The following is an 18829-nucleotide window of genomic DNA, read 5'->3' on the forward strand; positions in this document are numbered from 1 at the left end:
TGATGTCGCGCCGCAATACGGTTTTTCGCGGCCTGAGCCGCCCCGCTGAATGGGGCGGCCTACCCGTGATCTATCTTCTGGTAATCCTCGGAATGACCATGCTTTCGTTCTTCATGTTCGGGATAGCGCCAGCAATCATTGCGGGTTTTGTTTTCTATACCGGGCTGCGCCTCTTTTACGAATGGGAACCGGCTTTCTTCCGCGTCCTGTCCGTAACCCTTTCCAAAACGCCGCGCACCAAAAACCGCCAGCATCACGGGGGAGATTACTATAGTGCCTAAGCCCGCTGCCCGAGGCATGTGGACCCTTGCCCGCTCGTTGATCGAGCCGAGCTGGCGCAAGGATGAAATGAGCCTCTTTCAGATGTTGCCGTATGGCTATGTCGTGGACGATGAGGTTATTTCCACGCGCAACGGTGGCCTTATCGCCGCTGCAGAAATCACCGGCATCAACGCAAACACGCTGGACGAAAACGAGTTCGAGTTCCTGGCCGAACGGTTTGAGCGTGTGTTGCGCACAACACCCAATGAAGTGGCATTTTATGTTCATCGACTGACCGTCCCGGCTGAGACTGGTCATGTCATCACAGATCCAACCAGCTTTGCTGGTGCTGTGGCAGAAGCCATGCGGTCAGCCTCGCTCGATGCAGAGCTGAAAGAGCGTAAGATCATCATCAGCGCCATTCTCCAAAAGCGGCAGGATGAGCGGGCAAAACAGATGTTCGGCCTGTCGTCAGGAACGATCGACGAGGAACGCCGCGAAATGATGGAACAGCTCGACGGTGTTTTCACAACACTGGCGGGCACGCTGGGCGAAAGCCGGGTGCGCCGGCTGAAGTTCAGCGAGGGGCGTTGGCTCGGCTATTATGGAATGCTGTTGAACGGTCGGTATCAGCCGATCATTCACACGAACATTGCAGAACCCATAGCCTTCAACATGCCGCAAGAGGATGTGCTGTTTCAGGGCAAGACTGGCAAACTGGTTACGGGCGACGATCAGGAACGCTCCATACGGGTCTATTCCCTGAAGAATTACCCGATGGCTTCGTTCCCCGGCATTTTCGACGGGCTGGACCTGCCGGTTGATGTCGTCATTTCGCAATCCTTCCTGCCGATCAGCCGCGCCCAGGCGCAGGAAATGGAACGCCGCAAGTCGGGACAAATGCGCTCGGCAGGCGACAAGGCAAAGTCTCTCGAAGAGGGTTTGTCTATTCTGGCGGACGGCATTGCCTCCGGCACCATGTCACTCGGCAAGCACCATCTGTCGATCTGCGTGTTCGGGACAGAGGAAGATCTGAAAACCGCCGAAAAACACATCATCGGTGAAATCCAGATTTCAGGCGGCACAGTGAAGCGCGAAGCGATGTCGGCCCGTGCGGTGTACTTCGCGCAGCATCCCGGCAATTTCGCGTTCCGCGCCCGTGAAGAACTGATCACGGACCAGAACTTTGCGGATATGGTTGCGTTCCACATGCGCCCCAAAGGGTTGGATGCGGAAAAGCTACCCTGGCCGGGGCCATTGGCGACGTTCCCGACAACGCACGGGGACAGCTACGATGTTTCGCTTCACCTTCCCAAGACCAGTAACGACCCTGAAAACCTGCCCTCCGGGCATACGATCGTTCTTGGACCGAACGGCTCGGGTAAAACTGTGATCGCGATGCTGCTGGCAACAATGGCGGTTGCACAGGGCGCGCGGATCATCGCTTTTGACAAAGACCGGGCAATGGAGGCTCCAATGCGGGCGCTCGGTGCGCAGTACACCCGCGTCCGGGTGGGCGAACCCACTGGCATGAACCCGTTTCAAACGGAAACGGATGAGGCTGGGCAAAGCTGGCTCGCCAATTGGGTCATTGCCCTGTTGAGCTATGACGAACCACTGACCACCGATCAGAAGGATGAAATCACGCGGGCTTGCCAAGCGAATGCCACTTTGCCGCCACAACTGCAGAACTTCGATTCACTGGTGGAGCGGTTCAGAGCCTTTGATGATGGCAAAAACCTCTTCAAGCGCGCGAGTGAATGGGCGGGCGACGGTCGGTTGTCATGGATGTTTGGCGAGGGTGGCACAGATCCTTTTGCCTCTGACGATCGGCATCTTGTGTTCGATATTTCCGAGGTTCTGGATGACGAGTTGGTCCGGTTGGCATGGATCAGCTACGTCATGCGCCAGATCGAGCGCCGTTGTGCCGCAAGGCTTCCAACGGTCTTTGTGATTGATGAAGCCTGGGTGATCGCAGGCAACCCCTACGGCGCGGAAATCCTCAAGAACGCTTACACCACGTATCGGAAGCTGAACGTCATGATGATGATGATGACGCAGATCCCCGATCACGTCCTGTCGTCAGCGGCAAGTAAGTCGATCCTGGAAAACACCAGCACGCAGCTCTTGTTCCCCTCTCGATCCGGCAATGAGGCGGATTATCGGGCAATCGGTTTGAACGATGCAGAGCTGGGCGCATTGCGGGCGCATTTTGGCGACCGCGTGATGCTTATGAAAAAGGGTGATGAGAGTGTCTGGCTCGATGTCGATGTCGGCGCACTCGGCCCCTTGCTTCGTGTTCTGAGCGGATCAGACGGAAAATCGTTCCCTGATCCTGACTGGCGCAAAAACCCCAACTTCTGGAAGGAAATCACATGAAAACCCGCCTTGTAATCGCCTTTGTAGTTCTGGCCGCTGTCTCGGCCTGCACCAGCACCTATTCGGGCTATCGCAGCAAATGCGCCTGCGACTTTGAGCTCATGACCCCCCCTGAAAACTTGGAGCTTGTCTGATGAATATTTCAAAGAAATTCCGCACAACCATTGCCGTTTCGGTTCTGGCCGCCCTGCCCGTCATGACGTCGGCCCAAGGTGTTCCGACCATCGACGCCACAGCCATTGCACAGGACGCCGCGAATTCGGCCCGCGAAGTCGCGGAAATGGTCCGCCAATACGAACAGCTGATGCAACAATATGAGAAGCTCGAGCAGCAGCGCGCCATGCTGGAGAACTCGTTTAAAGCCATTTCTGGTCTGACGGATCTGGACGAGTTCAACAGCCGCAGCTTTTTGAAACTGGCGACCGCCGCTAATACGCTCGGCTACGCCCTTGACGCGACCGAAGATACGATTGGCGATCTTCCAGGCGTCGCCGGGCTCGCGATGGAACGCCGATCAATCAGCCTGGGGCTGAACAATGGAATCCTTAAAGAATTCAGTACGTCAGACGTGCCAGCCCGGCGCATTCTCTCGGAGCGAGGAGGCGCTGGCTTGATGGCGTCCGCTCTGGGCGAACGGGGCTATGACATGGCGGGCAAACTCTCCGAAGACGCCGAAAAGCTGCGCGGTGAAATCGGTCAGCAAGAAGATCTGAAGGATGCAATCGACTACAACACGGCGGTTCTCCTTAAACTCCTTCAAGTTGAAATTGAAATCTTGCGCGCAACCTCAGCCAATGCTCTGGCGTCGGGCACGGATCTGGCTGCAAACGCAGCGGACCTAAAGACGCTTAGCAATTACGCAAGAGGAGAAACCCAATGAAAAGCCGCACCACTTTCGCCCTGATCACACTGACGGCGGCGCTTTTAGCGTCGTCGGCCAGTGCTGAGGCCAGACTGCCGTTTCCCCCCGATGTTGAATGGACATTTGGGGAATATCGGACCTGTCTTGGTTACTCTGGCGTCCGAGCGTTCAAAAAACCGCTTAAGGAATACGGGGTTGAACAACTCGCCAACGCTGGTCAGGGCGCGGATCAACAGTATGTCGTCGGCAACTGGACCGATGCCATTCTGAATGAGCAAGTGATCGCTGCTCATAAGTTTGCCATTGAGCAATGCCGACTGCGCAAAGCCGATGAAGCATTCAGCACCGAGTGCCCGCTCGGCAACCTTAGCCGCGAAGCTGCAATCGAGTTGGTGGGCGCAGACCAGGGCGAATTCTGGTCGAAGCCATCCAGCGAACTCAAATCGCTCAATGAGACGCAGCAAGAACGCTTGGAAGCGCTGCGCCCTGCAATTGAGGAGGCTTGTGGGCCGTGATTCAGGATTTCGTCAGCTCGATTGAATCAGCAATCAGCAACTTTTCTCAGCAAGCATACACCAGCCTTGCGGCGGATCTCGCATCCGCCCTCTGGGCTATTGCTGCGCTGATCTTTGTAGCAATGCTGATCAACGGCGTGCTTCAGATCAGAGAAATTGGGTTTGGTGGTTATGTAGGCTGGATCATTCGGGCGACGATAATCATCGGAATGGCGTCGAGCTGGTCCTTTTTCCAACCAATCTATCAAGGCGTCCAAACCTTGCCGGACAGCATTGCCGGGGCACTCACTGGAACCACTAATGTATGGCAAGCGTTGGATGAGATTGCGCTTCAGTGTTTCTTGATGGGCCAGCAGGCCATTGAAAACGCGACCTGGGGCCTGAGCATCACCGGGGCTATTCTCTGGGTTGTTGGGGCCGTCATCGTTGCCTTTGGCACTGGCATGGCACTCATCGCAAAAGGTGGTCTGGCGGTCCTGCTGGGTCTAGCGCCTGTGTTTATAGCTACGTTGCTCAGCTCAGCCACAGCCAATATCTTCGCAGCCTGGGCGAAAACGACTGTGGGCCTCATCATGGTCATCGTCGTTCTGACAGGCATCATTTCACTTATTCAGGCGCTTTTCGCTTCGGAGCTTGGTTCCTTGTCTGATGTTAATGACATGGAAGCCAGCGGGCGTTTTCTTGCAATCTGCATCGTGGCTATCGTCATGCTCACGCAAATCCCGTCACTGGCTGGCGGCATGTCTGGCGCGATAGTTTCGGCATCCTCCGGTCTTGCTGTGGCAACTGGCGCGGTTGCAGCCGCAAAAAGTGCATTGGGCACTGCCAGCGATGGCGCGCGCGGTGCTGTTGCCGGGGGCAAAACCGCCGTCGCGATGGCTTCCGCAGCTCGTGACGGGACAGGCATTCGCGACAGCGCGTTCCGCGCAATGCAGGCACGTCGCGACATAGCAAATAGAGCCCGCAATCAGGATGGGGCGGCACGCCAAAGCTACGCCGCTGACCGTTATCGGCAGAGCATCCAACAAGCTCGTGCCAACAGATCTTCATAAACCGAGGTTTTGAGCAAATGTCACACGTGACTGATCACGAAAAAGAACTCTTTCTGGGCGCACGCCGCGATGCCTTCAAATGGCAGGTATTCGGTATGGTCGGCATGGCAATGGGCGTGGCCTCTATGATTGGCTGGGCGATGCTCCTTCCCCTGAAGGAAATCCGCGCGGTGCCATTCTCCATTGATCCGGACACGAAACTGCCGGTCCTGCTGACTGAAAAAGTCGAAGAACTGGAACCTTCTGAGGCGATGGCCTTCCGTGAAGTCGCAAATTATGTGCGCGACCGGGAAACCTATGATGTTCAGGACAACAACGAGCGCCTGAAATCGGTGCTGCGTCGTTCTGATGAGCTGGCCGAAACGTCCTACCGCGAACTGTGGGACGGTTCGAACGACAACCATCCGGACGAAATCTATACGCCCAAGACAAAGGTGCAGACCGAAATTCTGGGCGTGTCGCCGGTCAATGACGAGACGGTGCAGGTCGAGATCCGCAAATCCCTGATCGTGCCAAACCAAGCAACGGCCTCAGCCCGCTACGTGGTCACAGTGACCTACGGGTTTGAGGAAAAAATCGTGACGTCGATGGATGAACTTCTCGAAAATCCATTCGGCTTCGTCGTCACCAATTACCGCGTAGACGCAATTGGAGACATCTGATGCAGCGTTCTTTCAAAACACTCACCGCCGCCGCCTCAGCAGTTTTGGCATTATCTACGCCCCTGCTCGCTGAAATCACACCAACACCAGACGGAAAGAATGCGGATCACCGCATCACGCATTTCCATTACATTGAGAACCAAGTGTACCGTATCCCTGTCGGTGAACGCCTGATTACCTATGTTCACTTTCCGCAGGGCGAAACCGTCCGCAGCATTGGTGCGGGCGACACGGAAAGTTTTCAGATCACGCGCCTGCAGGAAGGTCGCGTTATTGCGTTCAAGCCGGAAATCCTGAACTCGGATTCAAACCTGACCGTCCTGACCAATCTCGGAACATACAACTTCTATCTGGTTCCGGCCGAGAGCGCCGCCGAACGTAAACGAGTACCGTTTCGGGTCACGTTCTACAACAAGAACAACAGCGGCGGGACCACAACGCGCCGTGGCACGGTGGCACGTAGCGAGCCGAAACCAACAGGCCGCTTCGTCAACCAAAACTACTCGCGTTCGGGCAAAGCGGAGTTTGCGCCCACCGCCGTTTGGGATGATGGCGTACACACCTATATGCAGATCCCACAGGATGCAGAGCTGCCGGGTATCTTCCGTGTCCTGCCTGATGGCCGAGAGCTGATGGTGAACACCACAGTCAAAGAGCGCGGCATTATCCAGATGCAGGGCCTTTCAGATCTTTGGACACTTCGCATCGAGGACACTTCGATCTGTGTTCGAAACGATGGCGACGAGTTTCAGCAGGCAAGTGCAACGGGCAGGCCCGTTACTTCACAGACAGTTAAACCGGGGGGCAGCAAGTAATGAACCGCGATCAGACTATTGCGGCACGGGCGGCGGCTGAAAAGCCGTCGCAACGTGTCCGGAAGAAGTTCGACCCTAAGAAGCTGATGACAGTTGCAATAGCAGGCGCGGTGTTCCTGGGCTTTGTATGGTTTGTCATGGGCGACGAAGGCAAAAGCACGAACACGGGTGTCCGCGTGGACGCTTTGCAACAAGGTGGTGGCGAACGATACGGGCTTTTGACCGCACGGGGGCCAGTGGTCGATGAGCCAGAACCAGAGGCTTTGCCCGAGGAAATAGCGGTGGCAACACCGGCATCAGTGCCGCAGGTCGATTCCGAAGGGCTGAAACAAGCCTTGAAAACAATCGAGCAACAGAATGGCCGGATTTCCGATCTGCAAGACGAGCTGACGGATGCGAAGGTTTCGCTGTCCGAAAAAGACGGTGAAATTGCAACGCTGACCCTGACCAATGAACGCCTGCAGGTCAGATATGATGAGCGCGAGAAAAAGATTCAGACTGAGCTTGCCCAGGCGGTTGCTGATGCAGAAGCCCGGGCGCTCGCCAGTATGAGCCACTTGCAAACTACAGGTCTGACCGATGATGAGCGGCGCAGGCTCGAAGAACTCAAGCGGATGCGCGAGCGCCAGAACCAGTCAGACGGCATCGTGTTCGATGAAAACCCATACGGCAGAAACTAATGGAGCTGACGATGAACAGAACAGCAATCACCCTCGCCCTGGTCACGTTGGCGTCAAGCGCGATGGCACAGGAAGCACCCGGTCAAAACTACCAGCCGATCAATGGTGGATCGCAGCCGGTCATTTTCCAACCCTTCCCTGCTGCGCCGCAGCCGGTTCAAGTCCAGCCAGACGATACCCGCCTGCCTGAAGAACAGCGCGGCTATCAGGAAAACCAAAACACGACATGGCAAAACAATCTGGTCGAAGAATACCCGCCCATCGTGGGGGCCTCGATCATTGACGATCCTTCGCGCACCTTAACGCAAGGCACGGTTTTGTCGGCTGTGTTCGGTGGCGCGGTCAGCTCGGAGTTGCCCGGTAGTGTCGTGGCGACAATCACACGTGGCGTCTACTCGATGGACGGCACGCGTTTGCTTCTGCCGCGTGGATCGAAGCTCTATGGCGAGTATCGGGCGGATACGACACTTGCACAAACGCGCATCATGATTGTTTGGAGCCGTGTCATTACACCTGATGGCCTGTCCGCTCAGATCGGTTCGGCTGGTACGGATGGTCAAGGCCGGACTGGTGCGAACGGCAGGGTGAATACACACTTTGGGAAGCGGTTCGGAACTGCTGCGCTGTTGTCCATCATCGGCATTGCGCCAGTGGCGTTGGTGTCCGACAGCGATAGCAACAACTCGGTTCGCACGGATTTGGCAACGCAAGTGGGTTCAAACCTGCAGAACGCCACGGCGGCGGCGCTTGATGAATACCTGCGCATTACTCCGACAATCTTTGTCGATCAGGGCAGTCGCATCAACGCGATCCTGCAGCGCGACGTTGTGTTCGATAGTTTCTGAGCGCGAGACAATGAGCCGACCGCCTCAGCGGTCCTTCCGGCCGCTGCCAGCATGATCGAGTGCGGTAGAGGCCTTTTTTGAAGCAAATTCAGCACTTTTTGGAATTAATGAATCTTGTATGCGTGCGTTCGCGTTCGAGGCAAAGCCGAGAGGCAGCGAAGGCAACCTCCACTGTTCCCAAAAGTGCACTACCAAGGACAAGAATATGAGCGGGCGGAACGGTAATGGCCTTCTGGAACACTATACAGGCAAGATCGAACATCTGTTGCACGATGAAAGCCTGAGCGAAATTTCTGTTAATCCTGACGGATCGGTCTGGGTCGAAGAAATGGGCACAACGCACATGACCAGGACAGACATCGCTCTGAACAGAGACGATGTAGAAAGCATCGGGCGCTGCGTGGCCGGTTTCAGCGATGTGACATTCGGAGAAAAGAAGCCCATTGCGACGGCCAACGTGCCGACACAGCAGGGCAAAGCGCGGGTGCAGGTCGTGATCCCGCCCGCAACAACCGGCGTGGGGTCCGTGGCGATCCGCCTGCTCCGCGTGAAAACCGTCGATCTGGGCGCGTTCAGCTTTGCAAGCAAAGAGGCCGCATTGGCAGAAAGTAACGATCATAGCGCGCTTGAAAATGCTCGGGCTGCTCTCGCTGCCGGAACAATGAACTTTGACGAGCTGGCCGACCTTGCGATGCTTAGCAAATGGAACGTGATCATTGCCGGGGGCACCTCGTCTGGCAAAACCACGGTTCTCAATGCCATGCTGAAGCGCGTCGATCCGGGCGAACGGATCGTAACAATTGAAGAAGTGGCCGAGCTGGACATCGCGCAGCCCAATGCCGTGAGCCTGCTTGCTGATCGTTCCGAAATCGACGGTCCTCGATCCCCGACAAAACTGCTTGAATCGGCGCTGCGTTTGCGGCCTGATCGGCTGGTTTGTGGGGAAATCCGGGGCAACGACGCGAATATGTTTTTGGAGTTGGTGAACACCGGCCACGATGGATCTGTCTGCACCATGCACGCCAATTCGCCCGTAGATGCCATCGGGCGCATGAGCAAAATGGTACGGCGCGGATCTCCGACCGTCCAAAAGTCAGAGGTGGTCGATGACATCCGGGCCACCATTCACATGATCGTTCACATGAAGAAAATCAGGGACGAACGGAGGATCAATGGCGTGATTTTCCCACCCCTGATGAGCGCTGGCCAACTTATCTAACGGTGCGCGACGATGAAGAAATTTAAGTATCGAGACGGGTATTTCTTCAAGCATGAGCTGACCGATGGCTGAGTTTCAGGATCTCCCCAAAGGCAAGAAGGTCGCGATCGCCGGTACAATGGGCTTTATCGCCACTTCGGCGTGCGCGGTGTTGGTGATCGGGCTGGCGCTCGAATACATCAACACCAGAGGAGTTCGCGGACTGAACATCTGGGCAATCCCAGAGAAGTTCATGGCACAGCCTGCAGAGACGCAGCAGATCATCGGTCTGGTAGCGGTGGTCGCAGTGGGGGTTTTGACCTTTGCATTTGTGGCGGCTGCGCTGCGTGGTCCCTCAACGAAATACGGGGATGCGAGTTTTGCAAAGGCCCCTCAGCTCGTCCAAGAGGGCTATGCTTCGGCGCTAAAGCTCAAAGATCCGTTGGACAGCGAAATCGTGTTTGCCAAATTTGGTGAGCCAAAGGACAAAAATGCGATCTACTACAAGCCCGGGCCCAGCTTTCAAAAGCCGCACGCGATGTTCATTGCCCCCTCCGGCTCGGGCAAAACCAGCGGCTTTGTGATCCCGAACGTCCTTCGGTTCAATGGCTCCTGCGTTGTTCTGGACATCAAAGGCGAGATTTTCCAGACAACCGGCGCGCGGCGGGCAGCAATGGGCGATGAGGTTTTCGTGTTCGATCCCGAGAACCCCGACAAAAGCCACAGCTATAACCCACTGCGCCGTGCGGTCCGTGCCGATAATCTGGACCGACGATGGGAAGAAGTGATTCAGGTTGCGACCCAGATGTTCGACACGCCCAGCTCGTCCGCACAGGGCTTTATGGGTGGTGTCGAAGGCATGTTCTGCGCAATGGCGATGTTGGCGATCAAAAGAAAGCGGCCATACATTTCCGAAGTCCTGCGCCTGGTCAAAACGACAAAGCAAAAGGACTACGAGAAAATGGCTGGAGAAATTGGATATGCGCGCGCTGCAGATGAGTTCCTGAATCTTGCAGCCGAAGAATCCAAAATCTTGCGGTCAACGATTTCGGTTATGCTGAACTCCGGCCTTCAGCTCTGGCGTAACCCGTCTGTGGCAAGAGCCACGCAGGGCAATGACATCAATTTTGAAGATCTGCGTCGGCGCCCCACCTCGATCTACTTTTCTGCACCGGGAAAAAAGGTCAAAGAGTTCCGGACGCTCATTCGCCTGTTCTTCCTCGATTTGGTGAACACCATCGAAACCGTTGAGCCGGGCGAAGATGAGCCATTCAAGGTCCTGATCCTGCTCGATGAGTTCCAACGCCTCGGCCACCTTGAGCGTGTCGTTGAAGCCTATGACACCATGCGATCGTTCGGGGGCAGGCTCGTGGTGATTTCGCAAACGCTGTCGCGCCTGCAGGACATCTACGGGCATGAAGGCGTGCGGGCAATGTTGGCAAACGCCGGGACGCAGATGTTTGCGGCGTCCGAAGATTCAGAGGTCCGCGAACACGTGTCCAGATCCATCGGTGACAAAACAGTAATGAGCAAATCGAAGTCGCGGGCGCTCGGCAAAATGGAAATGGGCAGCATATCGGAACGCGAGGAAGGCATTCGCCTGCTCCGGCCCGAACACGTTGGCCGATTGCCTGAAAATGAAGTTGTGCTGATCCGCGAAGGCAAGATGCCGGTGATTGCCAACAAAATCCGATACTTCGAAGATCCTTATTTCATGCAGTTTCTTGGTGGTGATGTTCCGCAGATCAAGGGAACACATCGGGATCTCGCTGAAGAACAGGCAAAGGACACGGCCAAGGCTCTGGCTGAAGCGAAACCGGCCCCTGCCCCGGTGAAAGAGGTTTCTGAGAACGATCGGGCTGTCAAAGCCGCTTTTGATGCACAACGGGCTGAGGCAAAATCCAAAGCGATGACGGCAAAGCAGTTGGCGATGGGGAAGCTGGCTTAATTGATACCTGGTTTGCGTGTGAGAGGTTTACTTGCGTTGGAGACAATCAATGTCGGGTCTGCGCGGAAAACGTACTTTGCAAAGTTCAAGCCGTTTCCTGAGACCAGACCTTCATTCATTGAACGGTATTGGCAAAATCGAGCCCTGACCTGCCATTGCTAAGCCATTTGAACTCTGCGCCTGCATACGTCCGGTAAGTGGACATTACTGCCGATTAAACCAAAAGCTAAGTTCAGTTTGCTTGCCAATTAGGGCTGGCTTCGGGATTTGGAAAATTCAAAATCGACAATGCAAAAAAACAAGAGAAGACAAGCATTGGTATTCCGGCCCAATGCGCATCTCCGGGATCAACAATTACTTGGAATACCCCTAGCGCACCGATTGTAAGACACACTGCCCACCCGCTCATCTTCACCCACTTATCGAGAGGCTTACGTCGGAGTTTTTGATAAATAATGCAAGAGGTTATCACGAAAGGAATAAAGGCTAGTACGATACTTGCTACACCGATTATTAAGTCGGTGGTGGTACCTCGCCCTGAACCCAAACAATCAGTCATTCCACACAGACCCAGCGTACCAAACGTCGAAAAGAGCAGTGTCGAAGCGATGAATGTAGGGACTATGAAGAACAGAAACTTCACACTAATTTCCCATTTGTCCAATTTCTGTCTTCATACGTATGCAGGACCTCGAAACCTTGCAAGCGTCACTTTGAGCCCTTAGCTGACGCGGCCAAAGACTCTAAGATCGATGCAAATTCGATATGAGGCACAGAATCGATGTTGTTGAACTGGAAAACTGTATCTGAAATTTATGAGAGTGTGATTAGCGGCAGCTGTTCGTTGGAAGATGCAGACAGATGGGGCTATTCAGTCATGAACGCCAACGACTTAGGAAGCTTAGAGTTTGAACCAGCGAAAGACAAAGCTGACCTGTGGGAGGCTGCAATATTCCTCTTCGGCATTGATCTGCAGTACGCTCCGGGAGAGTATCTCCACTCCGTGGAGCAGGTGTCGCAGGCATACGAGCAAAGGTGGAAGTCTAGATCCGCTTAGCCGTCATAAACCATTGAAAATTGGGTCCCGCAGCGCCGGAAGTCCGTTCTGAGCCCAATTAGCCAAATGCCGCATGACTCACGAACTGGTGTGATGTGCGCAAAGCTAACCTTCCTTGGCAGCTGCACACCAATGTGTCAGCCAGGACGTTCCGCACTATCAAATTCTCTGAAGCAGCCAGTTGATTTGAACTCATTGATTTCCACATACCGTTACACAGCTCAGGCAAGATTGGCTGTACTTGACAGCTATGCGGGTTCACATGCCTCCAGAATATATTTTCGTACTGCTGCAACTGACGGCGCCGACATGCGTTCAGGGCGGCAAAGCAAGGTCACTGAAACTGGATCGGTAGACCAATTCGGGAATAAGCGCACGAGGCGGCCAATCCGTTCATCCGGTTGCGCTAGTATGGACGGGAGCAGGGCCACTCCTTGTCCCTCTAGGGCCGCCGCATATGCAAGCTCCATCGTATTGACCCGCAATCCAATAAGCGGCGTGATAACCTCTTGTCGGCCATCTTCGTTCTTGAACACCCATTTGCTGGGTTCCTGAGTTCGTACGACACATTGAAGCGACAATAAGTCAGCAGGCTGGGCGACGTCTTGCACCTGCTCCAAAAGGGTTGGGCTGGCGTAAGGTGCTCGCCGGGCAGGCGGTAAGGCGGTTGATATGAATCGCCCTTTGCTGGCGGAACCAGTCCTGAACGCCAAATCGATGTCATCTGCCGCAAAATCCGACCTGGAATCGTCTGCATGAAGCTCCAGTTCGACGTCCGGAAAGCGGGTTTGAAGCCCGGTCAGGAGTGGGACAAACATGGTGCCAAGCAGGCTGTTGGGTCCCGAGATCGACACCCGACCAGCAATCTTCCCGCTTCTGGCAAAGCCAAGCTCTGCCTCGGCCTCAAGCGCTGCGTCAACAGGACCAGCGCAGATCTCAAATATTCTGCGCCCGGCTAAGGTCGGGGTCACCGCCCGACCTGACCGGTCCAGCAATACCAACCCCAATTCAGCTTCGAAGAGTGCAAGTTTTTGGCTGATTGCCGACTTCGTGGTGTTCAGCTCCGCCGCTGCCGCACTCATTGACCCGGCACGCACAGTAGCCACCAGGGCCTTGGCGCAGGAATAGAATCTATCGTTCATAATTACGAACGATAGTTAACAAAAGGATCATTTTCCAGAACAAAGAGGATCCCTAAATTCCGTCCCAGCGAACAGGTCAGGATATGAACAATGCAGACTGAGATGGTCTACCACCCCGCCGCAACCCGCGAGTTCAAGGACTTCGGCTTCATGCAGGCGTATTTGTCGTTCAAGCCGCATCTCGAAGCAGGGCGGCGCAGGTTCGGCCCGCTGATCACAATCGACGACGGAACGCTAGCCCCAGGCGCCCAAGGTTTTGGTCTGCATCCGCACCAAGATGTCGAGGTCGTTACCTTCATGGTAGACGGAGAGGTGTCGCATATCGATCCTGTGGTTCCCGTTTACAACGGCACCGTAAAGGCGAAGGGCCTTCAGGTGATCACTGCTGGCACCGGCATCCTCCACAACGAAGTGAACAATTCGCGGACAATGCCGATGCGAGCTCTGCAAATCTGGTTCGAGCCGCGATCCAAAGGGTTGGCGCCGGCCTATTCCAGCAAGGTACTGGAAACCGCGGACCACACCAATCGATTCCAGCTGGTGCTGTCACCCGACGGCGCCGAAGGCTCCCTTGTTGTGCAGCAGGAAGTGCGTCTCAGTTACGGAAAAATGGACCGCCACGGCGTGCTGAGTTTCAAACCGCACAGCCTTGATCGCAGCCTCTACATCTTGATGATCGAAGGCGAGGCAACTGTTGCTGGCCTCCCCCTTGGCAAAGGAGATGGGCTGGGACTGCTCCGCTCAAGAAACCTGGAGATTACGGTCTCAGCCGAAGCCGAAATCCTGATCTTCGATCTGCCCACTTCCGAAATCTTTTAACCAGGAAAGGACATCAACATGACCTCCAAAAAAGTGACCCCCGACAACGCAGCCATCGTTTTGATCGACCACCAGATCGGTACAATGAATTGGGCAAAATCCGTTGACCGCGATCTGATCGAAGCCAACACCCGTGCCCTGGCGCGGGCGGCGACCGCGCTTGGCATGCCGCTGGTGCTGACTTCCAGTATGGAAGACAACATGCAGGGCCAGTTGATGCCCGCGCTGGAAGAGATCGCGCCAGATGCCTTCGCCGCGCGGATTAAGCGTCCCGGCGTAGTGAACTGCTGGGATGACAGCGCCTTTGCAGATGCCTGCCGCAACACCGGGCGCAAGCATTTCATCATGGCGGGCATCACCACCGACGTATGCCTTGCCCCTCCTGCAATCAGCGCTGCCGACGAAGGCTTTGCCGTGACCGCTGTGGTCGACGCTTCTGGTTCCCCCACCGCGCTGACGGATGAGATGGCGTTCCGGAAGATGGAGCGCGGTGGTGTCGAGCTCACCACAACCAGCGCGCTGCTGGCAGAACTTGCTGTCAATTGGGCCAGCGAGGCTGGTCAAAAGATCATGCAAATCCTCGGAGAGGAAATCCTGAGCCGCGGATAGGCTCGCTGACCCTTTACAAACAATACGAGTGCGGCCGCCTCATCCACAGGGCGGCCGTCAAACAATTCAGAAGCTCTCCGCCCAGCACATCATGGATGCATTGGGCGCGCAGCCCATGAATCGAATGGCAGTTATGAGCGTTCGGATGCCGCTCAGAATGAAGCAGCAAATGGCCGTTTTGTCCGCATAGCGGACGTCGCCTCCTATTTTTCAACTTCAATTGAGATGTCGCGTTGTATATTGTCCCGCAGTAGCAAGAAGAGGCAGACCAGAGCCATTGCCCCCCAAAAGATGAGGTATTTATAGGCTGCAAATGGTTTTGGCAGGAAATCGACGTCAGGGATTATGAAGCCGGGAAAACCCATCGGCAAACCATATCTGAATGCTATTAGTAAGGCTGTTGCAGCGAGAATTTTACAGCCCCACAGAGCAAGTTTTTTATTTTTCATAGCCACTCTAATGCCCTGGTTCGTCATCTGCAGTACTTCGCTCGCTTGAGCCGTGACCGTGCTGCGCGAGTCTCAAGGTTTTTGTACCGGCCACCGGAGTACCTAGAGCAGTCCAAAGCGTGCCCGGCGGCGATCACAGCCGCTCCTACGTCTTCACCATCGGCGTAGCACACCCCTACCCAGCGGTCATAGGTGCGCTCACCGTTCAGTTCACAGGAAATAGATTTCCCCCGGAGGTAGTTCACCATCCAGCGCTTAGCGTCCTGGCCGGATCGCGTGTCCAGCTCAGGCGCATCGACGCCGTTCAGGCGGACAGGTGTGCCATCAACAACGATGGTGTCGGCGTCTCGGACATGAAGGCTCCTAGCAGCGGCAGAGGTGGATAAGAAAAGGGCTATAATTGCAGCCAGTCGTGTCAAAAGCTTCATAAGTTAGTCTCTGCTGGGCGCAGGCCATTTAACGAACAAAATACACGCCACTATCGCGGCGTCCAGCAAGCCATGAAAAACCCTATACCCCCATTCTGACGCGGGCTTGAGCCCAACCGTAATTTCCTTGAACTCTGCCCCTAGTACGGCAGCAAGTGCCGTTCTAACTTCCCCGACCGCTTCTATGGCGCGCAAGTTTCCAATCGCAAACACGAGGAACAGGGCAGACAGCGCCAACTTGAATACATGCTTATCTACAGGAGCTTTCCCCGATGCCAACACACCGAAAATGGCGGTTACGACAGCAACATAAATGTTCCAGTAGGTATTGGTTCGCGCCGCTTGGTCCATTGCCAGTTGCAGGAGCTGAATCTTTTCTGAATCCACCTTTGCGGGCCTTTCGTCGGACATTTTGCTTTCATTGCTAATGCCCTACAAGTTTCCCAGCAAGCCATTCGTGTTAAACGAATACTCTTCCTTTTTCCCAATGATAACGTGGTCATGGATCAGAATGCCCATAGTGTTGCAGGCTTCCTGTACGCGTTCGGTCATGAGGATGTCTGAGGTACTGGGGGTCGGATCACCCGACGGATGGTTGTGTACCAGGATCAGCGAGCTTGCGTTCAGCTCCAGAGCCCGTTTGACAACCTCGCGCGGATACACCGGCACGTGGTCAACCGTACCCTTGGATTGTTCCTCGTCAGCAATCAGAACGTTCTTGCGATCGAGATACAAAACGCGGAACTGCTCAATTTCGCGATGGGCCATGGCAGTACGGCAGTAGGTCACCAGGGCTTCCCATGACGACACAACATCCCGCTTCATCACTTGGGCTTGCGCCATCCGATGTCCGAAGGCTTCAACAACCCGGAGGTGGTAGTAGACCCAGTCGTTTGCCCCCTCCACCTTCAGTATCCGATGCTTGGAGGCCGCAATGACGCCATTCAGGTCACCGAACTCCGCCAGAAGTCGCTTGGCCAGCGGTTTGACATCTATCCTCGGAATTGCGTTGAACAGCAGGAGTTCCAGCAGTTCATATTCGGGCATCGGGTCATGGCCGCCTTTCAGGAACCGTTGCCTCAATCGCTCACGGTGGCCCCAATAGTGCGGGCGTTTTGCCCCGTCATCGCCTTTGACCAAGCCGCCCCCTGCTGCGTTCGTTGGCGACAGTCGGTCGCGGTAAGCATAACTGGGTGAGTGAGCCGGTTCAGTGATTGCCTCAGGTGGCGGCGTTCGTGCCTCCAAGTCCTTAAGCCCTTGCATCGCGTCCTCTGAAAAGCCGTTCTGCCCGTCGTATTTGACCAACCTGCCGAACCTCTTTTTGTCCCGGCCTATAACCTCTTTCAGTTGGTCCAATATCTGGCTTTTCATCATCGCACCTATCGCGTTCCTGCGCTGAACGAGAATGGCGGTGTGCTGGTTAATAGACGGTAAACGTCGCCTCCCTATTGTTGAACTTCAATTGCTTGCATTGAACCCAGATTGACCGATCCTGCTCTCTCTATGAGCGTCCGCTTTGAGACGGGCTCTGATCTTGTCGAGTTGAGGCTTCTTCGAGACGTGTTTTGAGACCGTCAATAACATTTTGCGCTGTCGCAATATCATCTGGCGACAGGCCTTCCGAGAGTTCATTCACCCATGGGATTTGCCTCGCAATCGCGGCTTCGTACAACTCCTGCCCCTTTCGAGTCATGACAACCAAGTGCGCCCGCTTGTGGTGTGGGTTCGGCTGAAACTCCACTATACCTTCTTTGCTCAGTTCATTGATGATCCGTTGTACGCCCTGCCGGTGAACGCCCATCGTCCGCGCATGCCAGGCAACGGATTCCGGCCGATCAGAATAAGCAATTGCGCCAAGGATCTGCCATCGGGCACTTGTTAGACCCAGTTCTGATACGAGCCGATCACCGGCAAGCTGCAATCGACCGTTCAGCCGAAACACATCCAGTATCAACGCTGTCACGGCTTCTCCTGCTTCGGTTCTTCGTTCGTCCGGCATGTCGGTTCCTCATTTTATTTGACAACACATTGTCATTGTGTTTGATGCTTCTTAAATATGACAACATGACACCAAATTGAAGTGACTTTCAAGGAGTACCGAAATGGTGAGTTTCCAACCGCTCGACCCCGAGTTTCCCATTGAACGGCAATTGAGCATCGACGTTGGACCCGTCGTTCTCGTCAACCTCTTCACAGTCGATCCCGTTGACCAGGTCGCCTTGGTTGAAGCCTGGAAGATCGATGCCCAATGGATGAAGAAGCAGCCGGGTTACATCAGCACTCAACTGCATAAAGCCGTTGGTGACGGCAGTATGTATATGAACTACGCGGTCTGGGAGTCTGTTGCGGACTTCCGCGCGGCGTTTTCAAACCCCGAGTTTCAGCAGCAGCTCAGCCATTATCCCTCAAGCGCTGTGACCGCCCCCCATCTGTTTGAGAAGGTTGCGGTGCCGAATTGCTGCACGGCCTGATGAGTTCCTTTCCAAGAGCCAATTTGAGTGAACCGCTATGAAAACAAAGATTCACGCCATCGCAGGGGGCATAGGCTTTGTGATGATCCTCCTCTTCTGGACATCAACGGCCACCAGCGAACTCTTTGCGAGCCATGAAACAGTCGCAACCGTCAAAGCATTGATCCTGAAAGGCATGTTCATCCTCATCCCGGCAATGGCGATTGCTGGCGGATCGGGCATGGCAATGGGCCGGAAACGCAAGGGTGCGCTTACGAAGGCCAAGAAAACCCGGATGCCTGTCATTGCGTTGAACGGCTTGCTGATCCTCGTACCGGCCGCTTGGTTTCTGGCTGGCAAAGCCGCTGCTGGCGAGTTCGACAGCACCTTTTACACAGTTCAGGTGATTGAGTTGATCGCCGGGGCGGCCAACCTCACGATGATGGGACTGAACATTCGTGATGGCTTGCGAATGACAGGCAAAATTCGGAGGCCGCGCTGAAGATGTGGTTCCAACCCGAGCATTGGCAAAATGGCCGACATTCGAGCAAACGCCGCGAGTTGGCGCTTTGTCCGCACTCCGGACGTTGCTGTCGTCTGAGCTGGCTCATGTCCCACTGCAACCGTCAGATGACCGCTGTGAACCCATAGCGGACAA

General features: G+C 55.1%; 23 protein-coding genes. 16 read left to right on the forward strand and 7 right to left on the reverse strand.

Annotated elements, in window-relative coordinates; genetic code table 11:
- The first annotated feature begins 2 nt into the window (after positions 1-2).
- The 12 genes from GOX63_RS19260 to GOX63_RS19315 all read left to right on the forward strand — a co-directional run bounded on the left by GOX63_RS19260 (position 3) and on the right by GOX63_RS19315 (position 11217).
- Positions 3-281 carry a VirB3 family type IV secretion system protein gene (locus tag GOX63_RS19260; RefSeq protein ID WP_170328179.1) on the forward strand — a complete coding sequence of 93 codons (279 nt, stop codon included), beginning with the start codon at positions 3-5 and terminating at the stop codon, positions 279-281.
- Entirely contained in the window at positions 274-2640 is a 2367-nt protein-coding gene (locus GOX63_RS19265) for a hypothetical protein (protein ID WP_170328178.1), read from the forward strand. Before GOX63_RS19260 ends, GOX63_RS19265 begins: the two co-directional genes overlap by 8 nt.
- Complete coding sequence (locus tag GOX63_RS19270; RefSeq protein WP_170328177.1) at positions 2637-2774, forward strand: hypothetical protein; 138 nt, start codon at positions 2637-2639, stop codon at positions 2772-2774. The genes GOX63_RS19265 and GOX63_RS19270 overlap by 4 nt, the downstream gene beginning before the upstream one ends.
- Positions 2774-3520: a type IV secretion system protein gene (locus GOX63_RS19275; RefSeq protein WP_170328176.1), complete on the forward strand. Its 747-nt coding sequence runs from the start codon at positions 2774-2776 to the stop codon at positions 3518-3520. The genes GOX63_RS19270 and GOX63_RS19275 overlap by 1 nt, the downstream gene beginning before the upstream one ends.
- A complete protein-coding gene (locus GOX63_RS19280; protein WP_170328175.1) occupies positions 3517-4017 on the forward strand; it encodes a hypothetical protein in 501 nt (166 codons plus the stop codon). Before GOX63_RS19275 ends, GOX63_RS19280 begins: the two co-directional genes overlap by 4 nt.
- Complete coding sequence (locus GOX63_RS19285) at positions 4014-5069, forward strand: type IV secretion system protein (RefSeq protein ID WP_170328174.1); 1056 nt, start codon at positions 4014-4016, stop codon at positions 5067-5069. Before GOX63_RS19280 ends, GOX63_RS19285 begins: the two co-directional genes overlap by 4 nt.
- Before the next feature lie 17 nt (positions 5070-5086).
- Positions 5087-5731: a virB8 family protein gene (locus GOX63_RS19290; protein ID WP_170328173.1), complete on the forward strand. Its 645-nt coding sequence runs from the start codon at positions 5087-5089 to the stop codon at positions 5729-5731.
- On the forward strand, positions 5731-6546 hold the full coding sequence (locus GOX63_RS19295; protein WP_170328172.1) for a TrbG/VirB9 family P-type conjugative transfer protein: 816 nt from the start codon (positions 5731-5733) through the stop codon (positions 6544-6546). Before GOX63_RS19290 ends, GOX63_RS19295 begins: the two co-directional genes overlap by 1 nt.
- Before the next feature lie 137 nt (positions 6547-6683).
- Entirely contained in the window at positions 6684-7226 is a 543-nt protein-coding gene (locus GOX63_RS19300; protein WP_170328171.1) for a hypothetical protein, read from the forward strand.
- Positions 7227-7237: 11 nt separating this feature from the next.
- Entirely contained in the window at positions 7238-8071 is an 834-nt protein-coding gene (locus tag GOX63_RS19305; protein WP_170328170.1) for a TrbI/VirB10 family protein, read from the forward strand.
- A 205-nt stretch (positions 8072-8276) separates the two neighbouring features.
- Positions 8277-9290, forward strand: coding sequence for an ATPase, T2SS/T4P/T4SS family (locus GOX63_RS19310; RefSeq protein ID WP_170328169.1), 1014 nt, complete (start codon positions 8277-8279; stop codon positions 9288-9290).
- Between the two features lie 64 nt (positions 9291-9354).
- On the forward strand, positions 9355-11217 hold the full coding sequence (locus GOX63_RS19315) for a type IV secretory system conjugative DNA transfer family protein (protein WP_170546832.1): 1863 nt from the start codon (positions 9355-9357) through the stop codon (positions 11215-11217).
- A 232-nt stretch (positions 11218-11449) separates the two neighbouring features.
- Here the strand turns inward: GOX63_RS19315 and GOX63_RS19320 are convergent, their stop codons facing one another.
- Together GOX63_RS19320 and GOX63_RS19325 are read right to left on the reverse strand one after the other, a co-directional pair.
- Positions 11450-11860, reverse strand: a complete 411-nt coding sequence (locus GOX63_RS19320; RefSeq protein ID WP_170328167.1) for a hypothetical protein — start codon at positions 11858-11860, stop codon at positions 11450-11452.
- Positions 11861-12522: 662 nt separating this feature from the next.
- Entirely contained in the window at positions 12523-13416 is an 894-nt protein-coding gene (locus GOX63_RS19325) for a LysR family transcriptional regulator (protein WP_170328166.1), read from the reverse strand.
- A 90-nt stretch (positions 13417-13506) separates the two neighbouring features.
- On the opposite strand from GOX63_RS19325, the gene GOX63_RS19330 reads away from it, so the two are divergent.
- Together GOX63_RS19330 and GOX63_RS19335 are read left to right on the forward strand one after the other, a co-directional pair.
- Positions 13507-14235 (forward strand): pirin family protein, encoded by a 729-nt coding sequence (locus GOX63_RS19330; protein ID WP_170328165.1) that lies wholly within the window; start codon positions 13507-13509, stop codon positions 14233-14235.
- An 18-nt stretch (positions 14236-14253) separates the two neighbouring features.
- Positions 14254-14844: an isochorismatase family protein gene (locus GOX63_RS19335; RefSeq protein WP_170328164.1), complete on the forward strand. Its 591-nt coding sequence runs from the start codon at positions 14254-14256 to the stop codon at positions 14842-14844.
- A gap of 203 nt (positions 14845-15047) precedes the next feature.
- Here GOX63_RS19335 and GOX63_RS19340 read toward each other — a convergent pair whose 3' ends face one another.
- From GOX63_RS19340 to GOX63_RS19360, 5 genes are all read right to left on the reverse strand, one after another.
- Positions 15048-15293, reverse strand: coding sequence for a hypothetical protein (locus GOX63_RS19340; RefSeq protein ID WP_170328163.1), 246 nt, complete (start codon positions 15291-15293; stop codon positions 15048-15050).
- 23 nt (positions 15294-15316) lie between these two features.
- Entirely contained in the window at positions 15317-15721 is a 405-nt protein-coding gene (locus GOX63_RS19345) for a thermonuclease family protein (RefSeq protein WP_170328162.1), read from the reverse strand.
- A gap of 3 nt (positions 15722-15724) precedes the next feature.
- Complete coding sequence (locus tag GOX63_RS19350; RefSeq protein WP_170328161.1) at positions 15725-16132, reverse strand: hypothetical protein; 408 nt, start codon at positions 16130-16132, stop codon at positions 15725-15727.
- A 21-nt stretch (positions 16133-16153) separates the two neighbouring features.
- The gene (gene radC, locus GOX63_RS19355; RefSeq protein ID WP_254436023.1) at positions 16154-17095 is read right to left on the reverse strand and encodes a RadC family protein; all 942 of its coding nucleotides are present in this window, start codon (positions 17093-17095) and stop codon (positions 16154-16156) included.
- A 127-nt stretch (positions 17096-17222) separates the two neighbouring features.
- A complete protein-coding gene (locus GOX63_RS19360; protein WP_170328160.1) occupies positions 17223-17720 on the reverse strand; it encodes a MarR family winged helix-turn-helix transcriptional regulator in 498 nt (165 codons plus the stop codon).
- 103 nt (positions 17721-17823) lie between these two features.
- Between GOX63_RS19360 and GOX63_RS19365 the strand changes: the two genes are divergently transcribed.
- Together GOX63_RS19365 and GOX63_RS19370 are read left to right on the forward strand one after the other, a co-directional pair.
- Positions 17824-18192, forward strand: coding sequence for an antibiotic biosynthesis monooxygenase family protein (locus GOX63_RS19365; protein ID WP_170546833.1), 369 nt, complete (start codon positions 17824-17826; stop codon positions 18190-18192).
- 37 nt (positions 18193-18229) lie between these two features.
- Positions 18230-18673 (forward strand): hypothetical protein, encoded by a 444-nt coding sequence (locus GOX63_RS19370; protein ID WP_170328158.1) that lies wholly within the window; start codon positions 18230-18232, stop codon positions 18671-18673.
- Positions 18674-18829: the final 156 nt, after the last annotated feature.

It is taken from the genome of Ruegeria arenilitoris (assembly GCF_013031355.1).
In the GTDB taxonomy this organism is placed as follows: Bacteria; Pseudomonadota; Alphaproteobacteria; order Rhodobacterales; family Rhodobacteraceae; genus Ruegeria; species Ruegeria arenilitoris_C.